This is a genomic window from Klebsiella sp. RC2 (assembly GCF_014192815.1).
Lineage (GTDB): Bacteria > Pseudomonadota > Gammaproteobacteria > Enterobacterales > Enterobacteriaceae > Klebsiella > Klebsiella variicola.
The window spans coordinates 83,354-100,852 of sequence record NZ_JACHYL010000005.1 but is presented as its reverse complement, the minus strand read 5'-3'; the positions used below and the strand labels follow the sequence as shown (position 1 = coordinate 100,852).

Sequence of the window (17,499 nt, the reverse complement as noted above, 5' to 3'; positions counted from 1 at the left end):
GGCAATAATAACCCGCCCATCGTCAAAGACGGGTTATTAACGACAACAGCCTTATTATTATTCGAGCTGCCAGGCGCCGGCTTCAGTTAATGCAGCTGAGCCGCTCCAGGCAAATAACGCTAATTCACGGCAAGGGACCTGCGGATAGATACGACTGCTCAGGCAGGCTTCGCCATCATTGACGAAAACCTCAACCGAAGAGCTATCGATAAATATCCGCAGGTTGAGATCCGCCCCGGCGGTCAACGGCACGCTGCGCGTCCCGCACAGGCCAAACTGCGGATAATACCGCTCCACCACCAGACGCTGCTGTTGGGCATCCACGTAGATGCGCAGGCCCTCGCCAAAGCGCAGACCATACTGCTCAGCGCTGCTGCGGGCGCAGTCCCAGTGCAGGTGCACCTCCATCGCCTCGCAGTTGTCGACCATCGTCGTCTGCTGGTTGTTCAGGGTGCTGACCGGCCACGGGAACCAGGCGCCACGCAGGCTCTCCACTTCTTTCGCCGGGCGCATCTGCAGGCGGTTATCCGCGCTCAGGCTCAGCTCGCGCGGCAGGGAGAGCATGCCCGCCCAGCCGTCCTGCTGCTCCGGCAGCGGCGATTCCCACATATCCAGCCAGCCAATCACGATCCGCCGGCCATCGGGGGTGGCGAAGCTTTGCGGGGCATAGAAATCGTGGCCGTGGTCCATCTCCCGGAAGTCGCCGTGGCGAATAAAACGCTGCCCCGGCTGCCACTCGCCGATCAGATAGCCGCTCTGGAACAGATTGCGGTTGCTGAACCCTTCGGCCTGCATCCCCTGTGGGGAAAACATCAGGACGCGCTTACCGTTGAGAGTGAAGAAGTCCGGGCACTCCCACATGTAGCCCATGGTGCTTTCCGCTTCATCCAGCACGCCCGCATCCTGCCACTGGCGCAGATCGGTTGAACGGTACAGCCGCACCTGGCCGGTATCGCCTTCGCGCGCGCCGACGATCATGTACCAGCTATCCCCTTCCCGCCAGACCTTCGGATCGCGGAAGTGGTGCATGCCTGGAGGGGTGTCGACCACCATCCCCTGGCGCTCAAAGTGGATCCCGTCGCGGCTGGTGGCCAGACACTGCACCTGATACAGATTGGCTTCGTCGCCAGGATCGCCGTGGAACTTATGCCCGGTATAAATCAGCGCCAGGGTATCACCATCGACCACCGCCGAACCGGAGAAGCAGCCGTCTTTATCTTCCGGCCCCTCCGGCGCCAGCGCCACCGGCAGGTGCTCCCAGTGCACCAGATCCTTACTGCGCGCGTGCCCCCAGTGCATCGGCCCCCACTGGGTGGAATACGGGTGATGCTGATAAAAGGCATGGTACCAGCCGTCGAACCACACCAGACCGTTAGGGTCGTTGATCCACCCGGCGCGGGCCGCCAGGTGATAGTGTGGATACCAGCGCAGATTGAGCGCCTGGCGTTGTGTCTGCAGTACCTGTTCAGCCCGGGAGATTGTGTAAGTCATCATTTTCACTCTTTTTGATTCAGATAGCGGTAGGTTGCGACACCAGCGGATCGGCCGAGGATTTACCGGAGCGCAACAAGAAGATGGAGATAAAGGTGGTGCAGAACACCAGCAGGCCCATGATCAGATAGGACTGGGCGAAGCCATATTTTTCATAGCTGTAGCCCGCCAGCGGCGACAAGACGCTGGCAATGATCGAGCTGGTGCAGGCGAAACCCACCAGATAGAGGGTGGAGGAGAGGCGTTTATCAAAGTTGATGCTGTTGTACTTAAAGATAGCCACCAGCAGTATCGGCAGCTCCACCGCGTGCAGCAGTTTGGTAATGGAGATCAGCAGCGGCCCCTCCACCAGGCCAGAGGCCACCATGCGCATCGCCATCACCATGCCGGCGAAAATCAGACCGTTCTTGGCGCCGATACGGTTCACCAGCCACGGCGCGCAGAACATGCCGGCCGCCTCGAGGAACACCTGGAAGGAGTTGAGATAACCATACATCTCATTGCCTTCCTGCAGGGTCGCGAACTGCGATGAGAAATAGACCGGGAACTGCTGGTCGTAGACGCCGTAGATGCAGGTGCCGATGACGAAAAAGACCAGCGCCCAGAACCGCGGCAGCGTCAGCAGGCGCAGTGCATCTTCCAGCGTCACCTTACCGCCCGATACCGCCTCCTGCATCGCATGCGGCGCCGAGGAGACCCGCAGCCGTGCCAGCAGGATAAAGAACACCAGCCCTGAGCAACTGGCGACGAGGAAGTTAAGCTGCGGATTGATGTTAAACAGCAGGCCGGCGAAGAAGGTGGCCACCGCCCAGCCGAGCGAGCCCCACATCCGTGCCCTGCCGAATTCAAACTGGCTCTGACGCGCCACGCGCTCGGTGTAGGATTCCAGCACGCCAATGCCGCCGTTAAAGGTCAGGCCGATGTAGATCCCGCCGAAGATGCTGCCCAACAGGACGTTAATCTTCAGCAGGTGGCCGAACAGCAGATACGCCGGACCGGAGAGGATCAGCAGCGCGGTGATATACCAGAGCAGATGTTTGCGCAGCCCCAGTTTGTCCTGAATGAAGCCATAGCAAACTTGCGCAAACAGCGCGGAAACCGACAGTACGGCATAGATAATACCGGTATCGCCAGCCTTTAACCCAACCTCCTGGTGAAGCCAGATAGAGAGCAAGGAGCCGGATGACGACCAGGTCACGAAAAAGAAAAACAGTAAGGCACTGAGCAACGGGTAGCTGTGTGAGTGATGCGCTTTCATCATGACATTCTCGTGTTAGAGGAATGCAGTTATGGTAACGTTAACAAAAAACAAAACGCAGGGGGATTCGCTGCGATACATGATGTTAATCACAAAAGTTAACGTTAACATAATGAAGATGCGATCGCGATCAAATATTAACCGCGGCAGCGTTCAGGACGGCGATAGCAGAAAATCGTTTCACTCTTTTACATCAGCGACTTAGTTGTATAGCCTGTACTCTGCAGCCACGGCGGAGGAAAAAATGGCGTCCCTGAAAGATGTAGCAAAACTGGCGAATGTATCTCTGATGACCGTCTCGCGGGCGCTGAACACCCCTGAGCGGCTCAAGCCGGAGACCCTGGCCCGCGTGCAGGCCGCCATCGCCGAGACCAACTACGTCCCCGACCTGTCGGCGAAGAAGATCCGCGGGGCGCGCGCCACCCCCAGCACCATCGGCGTGCTGGCGCTGGATACCGTCACCACGCCCTTTTCGGTGGAGATCACCCTCTCGATCGAAGAGACCGCCCGCGCCCACGGCTGGAACAGCTTTGTGGTCAACATGTTTTCGGACGATAGTCCGGAAGCGGTGGTCGACCTGCTCCTCTCCCACCGTCCGGACGGCATTATCTTTACCACCATGGGGCTGCGCCAGGTGCCGCTGCCGGACAAACTGCTGACTCTGCCCTGCGTGCTGGCCAACTGCGAAAGCCTCAGCCAGCCGGTGGCCAGCTATATCCCGGACGATGAACAGGGCCAGTACGACGCGGTGAAAGCCCTCCTTGCCGCTGGCTATCGTCATCCGCTGTGCCTGCACTTACCCGCCAGCCAGCTGGCGACGATCCGCCGCCGCCAGGGGCTGGAGCGCGCCTGCCGGGAGGCGGGTATCGAACCGGACCATCTGATCCATTCGTATATGGGCCAGGGCGATGAGCATTACCACGATATCCCGGCGGTGGTGCTGGCGCATATCCGCGAGGGTAAACCTGGCTTTGACTCGGTGATCTGCGGCAACGATCGCATCGCGTTTATGGTCTATCAGACGCTGCTGGGTCAGGGGTTACGCATTCCCCAGGACGTGGCGGTGGTGGGATACGACAATATGGTGGGCATTGGCGATCTGTTTCTGCCGCCGCTCTCCACGGTGCAGCTGCCGCACTACGACATCGGGCGCCTGAGCGCCCTGCATATCATTCACGGCGACAACCATCGGGAGACGCGCAAAGTCGCCAGCCCGTGGTTGCCGCGCGCCTCACATTAACGGTTACCGATGTTGCGCAGCTTCTCGCCCGCCATCAGGTTGCGCTCAATGTGCTCGAGGGTGACATTCTTGGTTTCCGGGATCAGCCAGAAGGTGACGCCGATAAAGGCCACGTTGAGCACCGTGTAGAGCCAGAAGGTACCGGCGGCGCCAATCGCGTCAAGCAGCGTCAGGAAGGTGGCGCCGATGATCATGTTCGACACCCAGTTGGTGGTGGTCGAGCAGGTGATACCGAAATCGCGGCATTTCAGCGGCTGGATCTCGGAGCAGAGGATCCACACCACCGGCGCCGCGCTCATCGCATACCCGGCAATACACATCATGGTCATGCCGACGGAAAGCCAGGAGAGACCGCTGGAGGCGGTGCCATTGTCGAACTGCATCAGGCAGTAACCCAGCACCAGGGTGCCCAGCGCCATCACGCTAAAGCCGATTTTTAGCGCCGGCTTACGACCCGCTTTATCCACCGTGAACACCGCAATAAAGGTGGCAAACATAAAGGTCAGGCCCACCACCAGAGTGGCGATCATCTGCTGTTCGGTAGTGGTAAAGCCCGCCATTTTAAAGATACGCGGCGCGTAGTACATGATGATGTTCATGCCGGTGAACTGCTGCATCGCCTGCAGCAGCATGCCAAGGAACACCGCCCGGCGCACGTTACGATTGACCTTAAACAACGCCCAACCGCCCTGCTTCAGCTTCAGGCTCTCACGGATCTCGTTAAGCTCGTCGCGCGCCTTTTCCGAGGTATCGCGCAGCATCCGCAGCACCTCTTCCGCTTCGATATGGCGTCCTTTCTCCGCCAGCCAGCGCGGGCTGTTCGGCAAAAAGACGACCAGAATAATCAGGATCACCGCCGGCAGCGCCAGCACGCCTAACATGGCGCGCCAGTTACCGCTGTAGCTAAAGGCGGTATCGGAAAGAAACGCCAGCACAATGCCGAGGGTCACCATCAGCTGGTACATACTGATCATTTTCCCGCGCACGTTCTCACTGGCCATCTCGGAGAGGTACAACGGCGCGGTATAGGAAGCGATCCCGACGGCCACCCCCAACACCACGCGGGCTATCAGCAGCACCTCCACGCTGGCGGCAAAAGCGGAGCCGATAGAGCCGGCAACAAAGAGCACAGCCCCCGCCATCAGGCTGTATTTACGGCCGAGGCGGAACGACAGCCAGCCGTTAAACAGCGCACCGATCGCCGCCCCCAACATCATACTGCTGACCACCCACTCCTGAAGCTGGCTGGATAAGGTGAAGTGGTCGGTAATAAAGGGCAGCGCCCCGGATATCACGCCGATATCCAGGCCAAAGAGCAACCCCGCTACCGCCGCAGCGATAGAAACAAACCAGTTCATCCGCCGGGTGTCACGTTGTGTCCGCGGCGTTAATGCAGAGTCGTTACTGATTGAAGTCATTTTTATTCCTGCCACACAGAGAAAGACATAGGACGAAAGTACGTGACTGGCGGAGGAGTTTGTCAGGCTGGATAAGCCAAAGATATGGACTATTTTGCTGGCAGGAGAGGTTTTGTGATGGACATTAAACTTTCTAAGGAACAAAAAATGCGTTTGTCATAGTGAATAACCCTGTCCATACAGGGCAGTAACATTAATCAGGCGATATAGAATATGGACGATTATCACTTATTGATATGGACAATAATTGCTCACTCGGCCGGTGCGATACTCACCGCCCCGGCCTCGCGGAGGGGGTTAGCGCGCCAGCCAGCCGCCGTCCACCGCCACCGTATAACCATTGATGTAATCGGAGGCTGAGGAGGCGAGGAATACCACCGGCCCCATCAGATCGGCCGGCAGGCCCCAGCGTCCGGCGGGAATGCGGTCGAGAATTTCGCTGCTACGCTGTTCGTCAGCGCGCAGCTGCTGGGTGTTATTGGTCGCCATATACCCCGGGGCGATGGCGTTGACGTTGATATTGTGTTTAGCCCATTCGTTCGCCAGCAGGCGGGTCACGCCCATCACCGCGCTTTTGGACGCCGTATACGATGGCACGCGGATCCCGCCCTGGAAAGACAGCATGGAGGCGATGTTAATGATCTTCCCGCCGCTGCCCTGGGCGATAAAGTGCTTCGCCGCCGCCTGGGACATAAAAAATACGCTCTTGATGTTCAGGTTCATGACGTCGTCCCAGTCCTTTTCGCTGAACGCCAGCGCGTCCTCGCGGCGGATCAGCCCGGCGTTATTGACCAGAATATCAATATGGCCGAACTCCGCCACCGCACGCTCCAGCAGCTGGGGGATACCGTCGATCTGGCGCAGGTCGGCGGTCAGGCTGAGAAAGCGGCGTCCCAGCGCCGTCACCCGTTCGATGGTTTCCACGGGCTCGACGATATTGATACCAACAATATCGCAACCTGCTTCCGCCAGCCCGAGGGCCATTCCCTGACCTAAACCGGTATCGCATCCGCTCACGACGGCTACTTTTCCCTGCAGGGAGAATGCATCAAGAATCATAATGTGTTCCTTAATCGTTCAGAGCCTGCTGCGTGCAGGCAAGGTTCTCTCGGCCCTGCCCACGCCGATGGCGGAGCTGAGCGTGGGGTGAACTCTCGGGCATAGCCCACCATAATGAAAATAAAACAGAGTTCCGTTTTTGCTGATGAGTGCCATCTTAGCCCTGCCCCCTGTCATTTTCAATAATATTTAAAACGATGTTTCATTTTTTATGATGGCGATTACAAAAAAAGAAAAAGCGAAGGCACCCGGCGGCACGCGCCGGGCGGGAGAGGTGTTAAAAGGACGATGATTCAACCGGTTGTCTGGAGAGGCGAACAAAGAGAGGCCAGCAGGCCGCTGAAAATGCGGGAATTACGCTGAACTGCGTGAGGCATCACAAATAATGAAACGACGTTTTGATAAATTAACACTCATCTTTTAAAACACATCACACAGCGACACGCCTCTGGTCCAGCGGCATCGCAGGAAAGAAAGGAGCACTACATGGCTAAAGGCATGCGGGTCAAACTGAATTATCAGGTCAGCCACGATCCGGATACCGGAGCGGAAGTTACCCGCTTAACCCCTCCGGAGGTCACCTGTCATCGCAACTACTTCTATCAGAAGTGTTTTTTTAACGATGGCAGCCATTTACTGTTCGCCGGCGAGTTTGACGGCCACTGGAACTACTATCTGCTGAATATCGCCAGCGCCGAGGCCATCCAGCTGACGGAAGGCGCCGGGGATAACACCTTCGGCGGCTTCCTCTCCCCGGACGATAAGTCGCTTTATTACGTGAAAAATGACCGCACCCTGCTGGAGGTGAATCTGACCACCCTCGTTGAGCGCGAAGTTTATCGCGTCAGCGATGACTGGGTCGGCTACGGCACCTGGGTGGCAAACAGCGATTGCAGCAAACTGGTGGGCATTGAGATTGCGAAAAGCGACTGGACGCCGCTCAACGACTGGCAGATTTTTCATGACTTCTTTCACAAAGGACCACACTGCCGCCTGCTGCGCGTCGATCTGCACAGCGGTGAGAGCCAGGTGATCCATGAGGAAAAAATCTGGCTGGGACACCCAATCTATCGTCCCTTCGACGACCACACCGTCGCCTTCTGCCATGAAGGGCCGCACGATCTGGTGGACGCCCGCATGTGGCTGGTCAATGAAGATGGCAGCCACGTCCGCAAAGTGAAAACGCATGCCCCGGGCGAAAGCTGCACCCATGAATTCTGGGTACCGGACGGTTCGGCGCTGATCTACGTCTCCTATCTGAAAGGTCAGCAGGGGCGGACTATCTATCGCTTTGATCCCGAAAGCGGCGTCAACGAGGCCCTGATGACGATGCCGGCCTGCTCGCATCTGATGAGCAATTTCGACGGCACGCTGCTGGTGGGCGATGGCTCAGGGACCCCGGTGGATGTCAAAGATACCGGCGGCTACTCCATTGATAACGATCCTTATCTGTATGTCTTTAACGTGGCGCAAAAACGCTACTTCCGCGTCGCACGTCATGATACCTCGTGGGCGACGGTGGCCAACAGCCGTCAGGTGACTCACCCACACCCCTCGTTTACCCCGGACGACAGCGCCATTCTGTTCAGCTCCGATAAAGACGGTAAACCGGCCATCTATATCGCGAAATTACCCGAGCATCCGCCAATGCTAAGCGCCTGATCCACGCCACACGTCTTTCTGTCACTGGCCTTGCCCTCCTTCGTGGAGGGCTTTTTTTGTCCCTTCTCTTTCCCCCATAAAAAACCCCGGCTGACGGCGCCGGGGAAAACAAACGATGAGGGCTGAATGGTCTGTCAGAACGAGTAGGCCACCCCAACGCGGAAGCGGGTCTGACGATCGCTGCGGTCGTTCACCCCGACGTTGCCAATTTCACCATACGGTGACCAGTTGTTATCCAGCTTATAAGCCACCTTCACGTTATATTCCTGCGAGTAGGGTTTGTTGTCGTTGCGGCTGACCCCTTCGGAACTGCGGGCATAGACATAGTTCAGCTCTGTACGCCAGTCACCAAGCGCAAACCCGGCCCACGCGTCGCCGCGGTTAACTTTGTCATCATCTTTACCGGCGTTGTTCGGATAACGGGTGTATTCATAGCGATAGCGAGCGGCGACATAGAAGCCGTTGTCGAAGCTGTATTGCACGTGGAGGTGCGGCTTGTAGATGGAGCGGCTGTCGTTGCTCTCAATGGTAAACCCGGGGGTGAGGAAAAAGTTCGACGTTGCTTTCCAGCGCCAGCTGATGGTGTCTTCATGTCCATTACCCACCACGTCTGAATAGGGCTGCGAACCGTTGTCGCCACCCGAGCGCCATTTGGCCTCGACGGTAAAGCCTAGCCCGTTGGCAAAACGGTGGGAAACGGAGACGCGGTCGGCATTACTTTTATCGCTCTTGCCGCCATCTATAAATTCATGACGTAAATCTATCGTTACCGCAGTCGCCGCAAAAGACATACCACAGAGGGCGGCCAGAACCAGAGATCGTTTTAACATAGGGTACCCCTTATAATAAATAAAATGTCATTTCGTTTTTATGAAACGTTATTTTATTTTTTAAGCACCTTAGTTTTAGTGACCAGGATCGTAGTTATTTGTTTCAAAAAATGTGGCACAACAAGACGTGACGGAGCTCAATAAATTCGCCAGGGGGGAAGTGAAATACGCGAGAAAAAGCAGGGTTCGGCAAAGCGCGGCGCATAAAAAAGGCCTCCCGCAGGAGGCCATGTAGATCGAGACAGAGCGTCAGGCGCGCTCTACCGCCAGCGCCACGCCCTGACCGCCGCCGATGCACAGCGTCGCCAGCCCTTTACGGGCATCACGCTTGATCATTTCATGCACCAGCGATACCAGGATCCGGCAGCCGGAGGCGCCGATGGGGTGACCGAGGGCGATAGCGCCGCCGTTGACGTTGACCCGCCGTTCATCCCACTCCAGTACCCGGCCAACCGAGATCGCCTGAGCGGCAAAGGCCTCATTGGCTTCGATCAGATCGACGTCGTCCAGCCGCCAGCCGGCCCGCTCCAGACAGCGACGGGTGGCGTGCACCGGGGCAATGCCCATCAGCGCCGGATCGACCCCGACGCTGGCGAAGGCGCGGATCCGGGCGAGGATCGGCAGCCCCAGTTCAAGAGCTTTGGCTTCACTCATCATCATCACCGCCGCCGCGCCGTCGTTGATGCTGGAGGCGTTGCCGGCGGTCACCGACCCGAGGCGGTCGAAGGTGGGCTGCAGGCTGGCCAATCCTTCCGCGCTGGCATCCACCCGCGGTTGTTCATCGGTATCCACGGTGCGCGCCGCGCCGTTATGCTCGGTAATAACCGGGACAATCTCGTCGCGAAAGCGGCCGGAATCAATCGCCTTGCGCGCCTTATGCTGTGAGCTGAGCGCCCAGGCGTCCTGCAACTCGCGGCTGATGCCGTATTCCCGGGCGAGGTTTTCCGCCGTAACGCCCATATGATAATCGTTGAAGGCATCCCACAGGCCGTCATGCACCAGGCTGTCAATCAGCTGGCTGTTGCCCAACTGGGCGCCGGTGCGGCTGTCGGTGAGTACATGCGGAGCGCGGCTCATATTCTCCTGGCCGCCGGCGATCACCACATCCGCTTCCCCGCACTGAATCGCCTGGGTGGCGAGGTGCAAAGCCTTCAGGCCGGAGCCGCAGACGTCGTTTATGGTAATGGCCGATACAGTGTTAGGCAGCCCGCCGCGAATTGCGGACTGGCGCGCGGGGTTTTGCCCGGTACCGGCGGTCAGCACCTGGCCGAGGATCACCTCATCCACACTCTGCGGATCGATCCCTGTCTGCTCAACCAGCGCTTTCAATACCACGCTCCCCAGCTCGACGGCTGAATGGCGCGATAAGGCGCCCTGAAAGCAGCCAATCGGCGTTCGCAGCGCCCCGACGATCACGACATCCTTCATCCTCTACCCCTGCCCGTGCTTTTGCGCAAAGAAACAGCGATATACTAGATAATTGTTATCAAAAAACTTTGTAATTGTTTAAAAAAAGTGAAGCCAATCACAAAGAAACCGCTTTTTATTAACGTTCACGCCGCTGCAGATGCTCACGCAGCCAGCTGCCGGCCGCCCCCGGCGGCGCTTTCTTATTCCACAGCAGATCGACCGAAATCGCCCGCGGCCAGCCGGGAATATCAAGCGCCACCAGCCCGCCCTGCGGCGCAAACTCCGCCACCAGCGCACAGGGCAGAATGCACCAGCCGAATCCCTGCACTGCCATGCTGAGCAGCAGCAGGTAGTTTGGCGCCGACCAGACCTGACCTGCGGCAGGTTCGGTGGCTCTGGCCAGAAAGGTGCTCAACCGCAGCTCACGCCAGCTGCGCAGCTCATCCCAGACGACCTTGCCCTGCGCCGCCAGCGGATGGTCAGGCGCCACGTAAATGCCCATCGCCGTCTGCAGCGGCAGGCGGGTGCTGCCGATGTCGGTCGGGTAGCGATCTCTGGCCTCAATCAGCCCCACCTGGGCGCGGGCTTTTTGCAGGAGATCGATCACATCCTCGTCTTCGCCAATCAAACACTCAAACTCGGTATGGGGAAAGCGGCGGTCAAACTGCACCAGCAGATCTTCCAGCACGTCCGGGTGCAGGGTGTCCGAGAGCACGAAGGTCAGCCGCGGTTCCGTCTCACCGGCGAGCGACACCGCCAGCTCATCCAACCGCTCGCTGGCGGCGAGGATCGCTTTGACATAGCTCAGCACCTGCTCCCCCTGCGGCGTCAGCGTCGGCTGCCGCGTTGCCCTGTCAAAGAGGGTCACGCCGAGATCGGCCTCCAGGTTGGCGATAGCGGTACTGATCGTCGACTGGCTTTTACGCAGGCGACGGGCGGCAGCGGAAAACGATCCGCAGTCAACCGCCTCCACAAAGGCGGTTAACGCTTCCGGGGAATAACGCATAATCTATCTACTTTATCGATGGTTTCTATCTTTTTTTTATCATATTTTTCCATAAAATGCCGGGTAATTTCCTGTTCAGGCTAAAACTGGAGGTCGCTCGCCATGCAACAGATCCCTCATCAGCGCAAGACGCTTACGGAACGCGTTATCCACGCCATCACCTTCGAAGGACTGGCGACGCTGATCCTCGCCCCTACCGCCGCCTGGCTGATGCAGCGCTCGGTCGTGGAGATGGGCGGGCTGAGTATTCTGCTCGCCACCCTGGCGATGGTATGGAACATCATCTATAACGCGATGTTCGATCGCCTGTGGCCGGTCTCCCGCTTTCCCCGCCAACTGAAAGTGCGTGCGCTGCACGCGCTGGGCTTTGAGACCGGATTCATCATCATTGGCGTCACCATGGTGGCGATCGTGCTGGGCGTATCGCTCTTGCAGGCGTTTATGCTGGAGATCGGCTTCATGCTCTTCTTCCTGCCCTACACCATGGCGTTTAACTGGGCATGGGACACCCTGCGCGAGCGCGTTATCCGCCGCCGCCGCCCACGCCAGCCGGCGCGCGGGTAGTGCCCCGGGCGGATCCTCCACGATCCGCCGCGACTTTATCACCAAAAACTATCGCAACAGACGAACCATAAATATGGTAAATTGCACTCCTTTTTTTTGGTTTACCGGTTGATAAAGTCGCATAATGTCTAAAATTTGGTCTAAAGAAGAAACTCTATGGAGTTTTGCCTTATATGGCACTGCAGTAGGCGCTGGGACGCTATTTCTACCGATCCAGCTGGGTTCGGCTGGCGCCATTGTCCTGTTCATCACCGCGCTGGTCGCCTGGCCGCTCACCTACTGGCCTCACAAAGCGCTAAGCCAGTTTATTCTCTCGGCCAATATCGCGCCGGGAACCGGGATCACCGGCGCAGTCAATCACTACTATGGTAAGAAAATCGGCAACCTGATCACCGGCCTCTATTTCCTCGCCTTCTTCGTCGTGGTGCTCATCTATGCCGTGGCCATCACCAACTCGCTTGCCGAGCAGGTGGCGCATCGTACGCCGGTGACCCCCACGCTGCGCGCGCTGCTGAGCCTGGGCGTTGTGCTGGTCCTCAACCTGATCTTTCTCATGGGGCGGCAGGTCACCATCAAGGTGATGGGCTTTCTGGTCTTCCCGCTTATCGCCTGCTTCCTGTTTCTCTCCCTCTATTTAATCCGCGACTGGCATCCTGAGCACCTCACCAGCCAGATGCAGTTCAGCACGCACACGCTCCATCAGATCTGGATCTCCATTCCCGTGATGGTTTTCGCTTTTAGCCATACGCCGATCATTTCTACTTTTGCTATCGACCAGCAGGAGAAACATGGCGACCTGGCCATGGGTAAATGCAAAAAAATCATGAAGGTGGCCTACACCATCATCTGCGCCAGCGTGCTGTTTTTCGTCTTCAGCTGTCTGCTGGCGATCCCGGCGACCTATATTGAAAGCGCCCGCGATCAGGGGGTGACCATCCTTTCCGCCCTGTCGATGGTGCCGGGCGCGCCCGGCTGGCTGGCGGTAACCGGCATCATCGTTGCCGTGGTCGCCATGTCGAAATCCTTCCTTGGCACCTACTTCGGGGTGATTGAAGGCGCCAGTGAAATCGTCAAGAGTTCGCTGGGGCTGGTCGGCGTGCGTAAGAGCCGCGCCTTCAACCGGGCGATGTCGATCCTGCTGGTCTCCGCCTTCACCTTTGCGGTGTGCTTTATCAACCCGAATGCCATTTCGATGATCTACGCCATCAGCGGGCCGCTTATCGCCATGATCCTGTTTATCATGCCCACGCTGTCCACCTGGCTTATTCCGGCGCTTAAACCGTACCGCTCGGTGGGTAACGCCATTACGCTGGTGGTCGGCCTGCTCTGCGTTTCAGTGATGTTCTTTGGCTAATCGCCTCTGGCGGCAGCGGCTTACCTGAGCCGCTGCCGCACATTCTGACAACATTCTCGCCCTTCCCTTTCCCCTGAGCGGATTACACTTACGGCTTAGCCACCGTAAGGAGAGTTCGTATGTCCAGTGTCACCTTATCCGGTCGCGGCACGCTCGGCGATCGCCAGGTTTATCGGTTGGGTTATGGCGCGATGCAGCTGGCCGGCCCCGGCGTCTTCGGCCCGCCGAAAGATCCCGAGGAGGCGGTGCGCGTCCTGCAGGCTGCCGTCGAGGCCGGGGTAAACCATATCGATACCTCTGATTTTTACGGTCCGCATGTGACCAATCAATTGATCCGCAAAGCGCTCCATCCCTATCCTGACGACCTGTGTATTGTCACCAAGGTTAGCGCCCGCCGCGACGAGAAGGGCAACTGGCTGCCGGCCATGTCGCCTGCCGAACTGACCCAGGCCGTCGAGGATAATTTGCGTAACCTGGGGCTCGACGTGCTGGAGGTGGTGAACCTGCGCAGTATGCTCAGCCCTCACGGCCCGGTGGAAGGCTCGCTGGAGGCGCCGCTCACTACCCTGCTGGAGCTCAAAGCGCGGGGATTGATCCGCCATATCGGCCTCAGCAACGTGACGGCAAAACAGGTCGCGGATGCGCAGAAAATGACGCCCATCGTCTGCGTGCAAAACCTCTATAACATTGCCCATCGCGCCGACGACGCGCTGGTCGATGCGCTCGCCGCGCAGCACATCGCGTGGGTGCCCTTCTTCCCGTTGGGTGGTTTTACGCCACTCCAGGCGCAGGAGCTGAACGAGGTCGCGGCCTCGCTTGAGGCGACGCCGATGCAGGTCGCCCTGGCCTGGCTGCTTCAGCGTTCGCCGAATATTCTGCTGATCCCCGGCACGTCTTCCCGCACGCATCTGGCGGAAAATATTGCCGCCGCGCAGCTGGCCCTGCCGGGCGACGCCCTGCGCATCCTCGATAATATCGCCACCCGCGCACGCCCCTGACCCGTGGGGAGAAATGGGGGGAACGACAGCTATCCTTAATATTTGCCTGGAAAAACCTCAACACTGCTGGCACTATAGATCTTACAAATGGGGTGTGATCGACGATCGTTTTCTCATTATCCCCGTTAATCAAACTACTGTTTTTATCCTTCGACCGGTCTCCAGCATGGAGGCCGTTGTCGTTTTTGTCATGACCAAAATTTGAAACTCTTGATTACAGGAAACACAATATCAAATTCCAAGTTTATACATATCAATCTGGCTGCAAAGATAGCCAATAACATCAAACGCTCATAAAAACATCTGATTAACCCAATCAGAATGTTGCTATTGCTATAAGAAAAATCAAACGCCTCACGACAACTATTTACAAGGGAAGCACATGACAGAGGGAACGATAAAGACCAGTAAGTATGAAATTATTGCTATTTTCAGAGAGGAGTTGCGCAAACGTACTGAAATTGAAATATTTTTTAACAACACGAGTATCGTAACCCAACTGACACGTGTGGATTTTGCCGAGTTCCATATTCAGACTCACCGCAAAATCCCGCCGGGGCATAAAATTCGCTTTCTCCTGCATAGTGATTCAGGGAAAATAGAGTTTAATGCACCCCTGACAAAACATGACAATAGCGGTGTGGATAAAGGTATCCGCTACGCCTTTTCTTTGCCTGAATGTCTGCAGGTCGTACAGCGCCGCCGCGATCCCCGTTTTCGTTTACGCCACGAACATGATTTTTATTGCCGCGGTCGCCATAAAAATGGCGAAAACTATCTTTTCGACATCAAAGACATTTCAGATGGCGGTTGCGCATTGATGACCAGGACGCCGAACCTGAAATTTCTCAGCCATAACGCCTTACTGAAAAATGCTGTACTGATGCTCGCGGAATATGGTGAGATCACCATTGACCTGGTGGTAAAGAATGTCATTGTTATCACCCTTGATGACGCCAATGAAGAGAGTGAAAGCTACTATCAGATATCCTGCCAGTTTAAGTTCCGCCATCTCGATGACCAGCGCAGAATAGAGAAGATACTGCTGGACCTGATCTTAGAAGCCAAGCGCAAAAAGAGAATCTGATACCCTTGGACAGTATATTGCTGTACACCAATGATAATCTCATTGGTCACTCAATCTATCACTACCTTATTGATAGCCATGAAAATATCACCCGTCTTGGTTATGGCGACGTTATCCATGAGAAACATCTACCACTGGCTCAGACGGTTATTTTCAATTTAATTAATAAGGATATTTCTGCCATCAGAATCGTCGACCTGCTGAACGCGCTTCGCCTTTCTCTGCAGCGCTGCCAACAGCCGGTACTGGTGGTGAAAAGCGACATTGTCGCCCTGTGCAGAGAGTTGATAACTATTGATAATGCCATGATTATTAGCGAAAAATCTCCATTATCTCTTTTTTCCTCTATCGTCAAGCGCGCAGAGGGCGCCAGCGAACTGCCACCGCGAAGGTTGCGCAAACAGCTGTCGCCACGGGAGTGCCAGATCCTCGAACTGCTGATTGCCAACAATAATAACAAGCGTATTGCCGCCCTGCTCGGCATTGCCCATAAAACGGTTCACAGCCATCGTATCCATATCATGCAAAAGCTGGGCATTGATAATTCCCGCGCCATGAACCAGCGTATTGCCGCACTCCATCAATGTTAAATTATGCTCCAGTAAATCAATAGCGGATAAAGCGTACTTATTCGCTGTTGATTTACATTTCCTGCCATTCCCATTAACCATCAGGTAGCCTATAATTAGTGTATCCTCTGCCTATTGTCTGACTAACCTCGTGATGAGGGATAATGAACACTAAAATAACCGAAGACAACATTTTATCTCGTAATGATATCGCTGTACGCTACGTCTTTCAGAAAATGTTTTCCCCACAAGGTACCTTAGTCGCGGTTGAATGCCTGAGCCGCTTCGATAATCTTACCGTCTCTCCTGAGTATTTTTTTCGTCATGCTACCGCGGCGGTTCGTGAGCGTATTTTTCTCGAGCAACTGGCATTGATTGAAAAACATAAAGAATGGTTTTTACACAACAACATTTCCGCCACCATTAACGTCGACGACCATATCCTGAATCTGCTGCGTCAGAAGGAAATAAAAGATAAAATTGCCGCACTCACCTGCGTCCATTTCGAAGTGACCGAAAACGCCGAGAATCTTCTCAATAATTCCCTGGCCGCCTGGCAAAACCCGCAAGATACCTCGCTGTGGCTCGATGACTTCGGCTCAGGCTATGCGGGGATTAACGCCATCAGAGGGTATCATTTTGACTATGTCAAAATTGATAAAGATTTTTTCTGGCATCTGATGCGCAAAGAGTCAGGCCGCCAGTTAATGGATGCCCTGGTGACCTTTTTATCCCGCAATCATCACAACGTGATTATTGAGGGGGTGGAAAGCGAAGACCATAAAAAATGGTTGCAGGGAATGGAGTGGTTTGCCATTCAGGGCCATTACTGGCAGGAAGTCAGTATTGAACAACTGGTTGCTGACGATATTACCCGATAAAAAAAGCCGGGGATTCTCCGGCTTTTTTGCATTGCTTAATTATAAACTAATTCCCACGTTGCCCAACTGGTAATCGGCCCACTGGTGGCGCTTTTTGGCGTTGGCGAAACGTAGCCCACGTAATAGATGAACAGCCCACCGCTGACCGCGTTTTCCTGCAAATGCACCTGATTTTGCTGCGGGTCCGCCGGGACAATTTTATTACTTTTATCCAGCGTATTATTATCATTGGTCGACAGCGCCAGATAAATATTCTGCGCCCCATCTGGCAAGGTATTGGCCAGATAGCCCGCATTCTCATTCCCGACCGCCGTCAGTAAAAAACCGTCAATCCAGCGAACGCTGACCCGTCGCACTTCGTCCTGCGAGGCGGCCCCACCGTCATGGCGCAACTGACAGTTTGACAGCGCCAGGGTAAATGGCTGCGGCTTCATAAACGCCCCGGCCCCGCGATCGTGCACTTCCGCCAGGCTGACCGGCGCCAGCCAGACGTTGCCATTGCCGGCATGCTGACCGCCATTCAGCGCGACGCTGCAGGAAATATCCGTCACCCGCCCGGCAAATTCGACCCGTCCGCGGTCATAATTGGTCTCGAAACCCCACGCCGAGGGGGCGGCGAGGCTGCCGCAGAATATCAGCCACGCGATAGTGTGTTTCGGCAATCCCTTCATT

17 protein-coding genes are annotated in these 17,499 nt (G+C 56.3%); 8 read left to right on the top strand and 9 right to left on the bottom strand.

Annotation, left to right across the window (positions count from 1 at the left end):
* Positions 1-57 precede the first annotated feature (57 nt).
* From FHW76_RS16530 to FHW76_RS16520, 3 genes are read right to left on the bottom strand one after another with little or no spacing between them, the layout of a single operon-like run.
* Positions 58-1,491 (bottom strand): glycoside hydrolase family 32 protein, encoded by a 1,434-nt coding sequence (locus tag FHW76_RS16530; RefSeq protein WP_183476885.1) that lies wholly within the window; start codon positions 1,489-1,491, stop codon positions 58-60.
* 19 nt (positions 1,492-1,510) lie between these two features.
* Positions 1,511-2,752, bottom strand: coding sequence for an MFS transporter (locus tag FHW76_RS16525; protein WP_012540640.1), 1,242 nt, complete (start codon positions 2,750-2,752; stop codon positions 1,511-1,513).
* A gap of 12 nt (positions 2,753-2,764) precedes the next feature.
* Positions 2,765-2,899, bottom strand: coding sequence for a hypothetical protein (locus FHW76_RS16520; protein WP_048293565.1), 135 nt, complete (start codon positions 2,897-2,899; stop codon positions 2,765-2,767).
* A gap of 94 nt (positions 2,900-2,993) precedes the next feature.
* Here FHW76_RS16520 and FHW76_RS16515 point away from each other — a divergent pair, with 94 nt between their 5' ends.
* On the top strand, positions 2,994-3,989 hold the full coding sequence (locus tag FHW76_RS16515) for a LacI family DNA-binding transcriptional regulator (RefSeq protein WP_008806352.1): 996 nt from the start codon (positions 2,994-2,996) through the stop codon (positions 3,987-3,989).
* Here the strand turns inward: FHW76_RS16515 and FHW76_RS16510 are convergent.
* Entirely contained in the window at positions 3,986-5,407 is a 1,422-nt protein-coding gene (locus tag FHW76_RS16510) for a sugar porter family MFS transporter (RefSeq protein WP_008806353.1), read from the bottom strand. The two genes, FHW76_RS16515 and FHW76_RS16510, sit on opposite strands and share 4 nt — an antisense overlap.
* A gap of 297 nt (positions 5,408-5,704) precedes the next feature.
* Positions 5,705-6,466 carry a 2-dehydro-3-deoxy-D-gluconate 5-dehydrogenase KduD gene (gene kduD / locus FHW76_RS16505; RefSeq protein WP_002916003.1) on the bottom strand — a complete coding sequence of 254 codons (762 nt, stop codon included), beginning with the start codon at positions 6,464-6,466 and terminating at the stop codon, positions 5,705-5,707.
* 486 nt (positions 6,467-6,952) lie between these two features.
* On the opposite strand from kduD, the gene FHW76_RS16500 reads away from it, so the two are divergent.
* The gene (locus FHW76_RS16500) at positions 6,953-8,128 is read left to right on the top strand and encodes an oligogalacturonate lyase family protein (RefSeq protein WP_008806355.1); all 1,176 of its coding nucleotides are present in this window, start codon (positions 6,953-6,955) and stop codon (positions 8,126-8,128) included.
* 134 nt (positions 8,129-8,262) lie between these two features.
* On the opposite strand, the gene ompK26 is transcribed toward FHW76_RS16500, so the two are convergent.
* The 3 genes from ompK26 to FHW76_RS16485 all read right to left on the bottom strand — a co-directional run bounded on the left by ompK26 (position 8,263) and on the right by FHW76_RS16485 (position 11,374).
* Positions 8,263-8,958 (bottom strand): KdgM family porin OmpK26, encoded by a 696-nt coding sequence (ompK26, locus tag FHW76_RS16495; protein WP_012967271.1) that lies wholly within the window; start codon positions 8,956-8,958, stop codon positions 8,263-8,265.
* A gap of 249 nt (positions 8,959-9,207) precedes the next feature.
* A complete protein-coding gene (locus FHW76_RS16490) occupies positions 9,208-10,386 on the bottom strand; it encodes an acetyl-CoA C-acetyltransferase (RefSeq protein WP_008806357.1) in 1,179 nt (392 codons plus the stop codon).
* Between the two features lie 118 nt (positions 10,387-10,504).
* On the bottom strand, positions 10,505-11,374 hold the full coding sequence (locus FHW76_RS16485) for a LysR family transcriptional regulator (RefSeq protein WP_183476840.1): 870 nt from the start codon (positions 11,372-11,374) through the stop codon (positions 10,505-10,507).
* A gap of 102 nt (positions 11,375-11,476) precedes the next feature.
* On the opposite strand from FHW76_RS16485, the gene FHW76_RS16480 reads away from it, so the two are divergent.
* The 6 genes from FHW76_RS16480 to mkrJ all read left to right on the top strand — a co-directional run bounded on the left by FHW76_RS16480 (position 11,477) and on the right by mkrJ (position 16,827).
* Complete coding sequence (locus FHW76_RS16480; RefSeq protein WP_008806359.1) at positions 11,477-11,938, top strand: multidrug/biocide efflux PACE transporter; 462 nt, start codon at positions 11,477-11,479, stop codon at positions 11,936-11,938.
* A 124-nt stretch (positions 11,939-12,062) separates the two neighbouring features.
* Positions 12,063-13,292, top strand: a complete 1,230-nt coding sequence (locus FHW76_RS16475; protein ID WP_008806360.1) for an amino acid permease — start codon at positions 12,063-12,065, stop codon at positions 13,290-13,292.
* A 119-nt stretch (positions 13,293-13,411) separates the two neighbouring features.
* The gene (locus tag FHW76_RS16470; RefSeq protein WP_012540635.1) at positions 13,412-14,290 is read left to right on the top strand and encodes an aldo/keto reductase family oxidoreductase; all 879 of its coding nucleotides are present in this window, start codon (positions 13,412-13,414) and stop codon (positions 14,288-14,290) included.
* Positions 14,291-14,672: 382 nt separating this feature from the next.
* Positions 14,673-15,377: a transcriptional activator MrkH gene (gene mrkH / locus FHW76_RS16465; protein ID WP_008806362.1), complete on the top strand. Its 705-nt coding sequence runs from the start codon at positions 14,673-14,675 to the stop codon at positions 15,375-15,377.
* Between the two features lie 17 nt (positions 15,378-15,394).
* Positions 15,395-15,967: a LuxR C-terminal-related transcriptional regulator gene (locus tag FHW76_RS16460; RefSeq protein WP_022064922.1), complete on the top strand. Its 573-nt coding sequence runs from the start codon at positions 15,395-15,397 to the stop codon at positions 15,965-15,967.
* Positions 15,968-16,110: 143 nt separating this feature from the next.
* The gene (gene mkrJ / locus FHW76_RS16455) at positions 16,111-16,827 is read left to right on the top strand and encodes a phosphodiesterase MrkJ (protein WP_032731214.1); all 717 of its coding nucleotides are present in this window, start codon (positions 16,111-16,113) and stop codon (positions 16,825-16,827) included.
* Between the two features lie 35 nt (positions 16,828-16,862).
* Here the strand turns inward: mkrJ and mrkF are convergent, their stop codons facing one another.
* Positions 16,863-17,498 carry a type 3 fimbria minor subunit MrkF gene (mrkF, locus tag FHW76_RS16450; RefSeq protein ID WP_183476838.1) on the bottom strand — a complete coding sequence of 212 codons (636 nt, stop codon included), beginning with the start codon at positions 17,496-17,498 and terminating at the stop codon, positions 16,863-16,865.
* Position 17,499: the final 1 nt, after the last annotated feature.

What these genes read in the sequence shown, in the direction of transcription:
- FHW76_RS16530 (WP_183476885.1), bottom strand. Translation starts at nt 1,491, where the DNA reads ATGACTTACACAATCTCCCGGGCTGAACAGGTACTGCAGACACAACGC.
- FHW76_RS16525 (WP_012540640.1), bottom strand. Translation starts at nt 2,752, where the DNA reads ATGATGAAAGCGCATCACTCACACAGCTACCCGTTGCTCAGTGCCTTA.
- FHW76_RS16515 (WP_008806352.1), top strand. Translation starts at nt 2,994, where the DNA reads ATGGCGTCCCTGAAAGATGTAGCAAAACTGGCGAATGTATCTCTGATG.
- FHW76_RS16510 (WP_008806353.1), bottom strand. Translation starts at nt 5,407, where the DNA reads ATGACTTCAATCAGTAACGACTCTGCATTAACGCCGCGGACACAACGT.
- kduD (WP_002916003.1), bottom strand. Translation starts at nt 6,466, where the DNA reads ATGATTCTTGATGCATTCTCCCTGCAGGGAAAAGTAGCCGTCGTGAGC.
- FHW76_RS16500 (WP_008806355.1), top strand. Translation starts at nt 6,953, where the DNA reads ATGGCTAAAGGCATGCGGGTCAAACTGAATTATCAGGTCAGCCACGAT.
- ompK26 (WP_012967271.1), bottom strand. Translation starts at nt 8,958, where the DNA reads ATGTTAAAACGATCTCTGGTTCTGGCCGCCCTCTGTGGTATGTCTTTT.
- FHW76_RS16490 (WP_008806357.1), bottom strand. Translation starts at nt 10,386, where the DNA reads ATGAAGGATGTCGTGATCGTCGGGGCGCTGCGAACGCCGATTGGCTGC.
- FHW76_RS16485 (WP_183476840.1), bottom strand. Translation starts at nt 11,374, where the DNA reads ATGCGTTATTCCCCGGAAGCGTTAACCGCCTTTGTGGAGGCGGTTGAC.
- FHW76_RS16480 (WP_008806359.1), top strand. Translation starts at nt 11,477, where the DNA reads ATGCAACAGATCCCTCATCAGCGCAAGACGCTTACGGAACGCGTTATC.
- FHW76_RS16475 (WP_008806360.1), top strand. Translation starts at nt 12,063, where the DNA reads ATGTCTAAAATTTGGTCTAAAGAAGAAACTCTATGGAGTTTTGCCTTA.
- FHW76_RS16470 (WP_012540635.1), top strand. Translation starts at nt 13,412, where the DNA reads ATGTCCAGTGTCACCTTATCCGGTCGCGGCACGCTCGGCGATCGCCAG.
- mrkH (WP_008806362.1), top strand. Translation starts at nt 14,673, where the DNA reads ATGACAGAGGGAACGATAAAGACCAGTAAGTATGAAATTATTGCTATT.
- mkrJ (WP_032731214.1), top strand. Translation starts at nt 16,111, where the DNA reads ATGAACACTAAAATAACCGAAGACAACATTTTATCTCGTAATGATATC.
- mrkF (WP_183476838.1), bottom strand. Translation starts at nt 17,498, where the DNA reads ATGAAGGGATTGCCGAAACACACTATCGCGTGGCTGATATTCTGCGGC.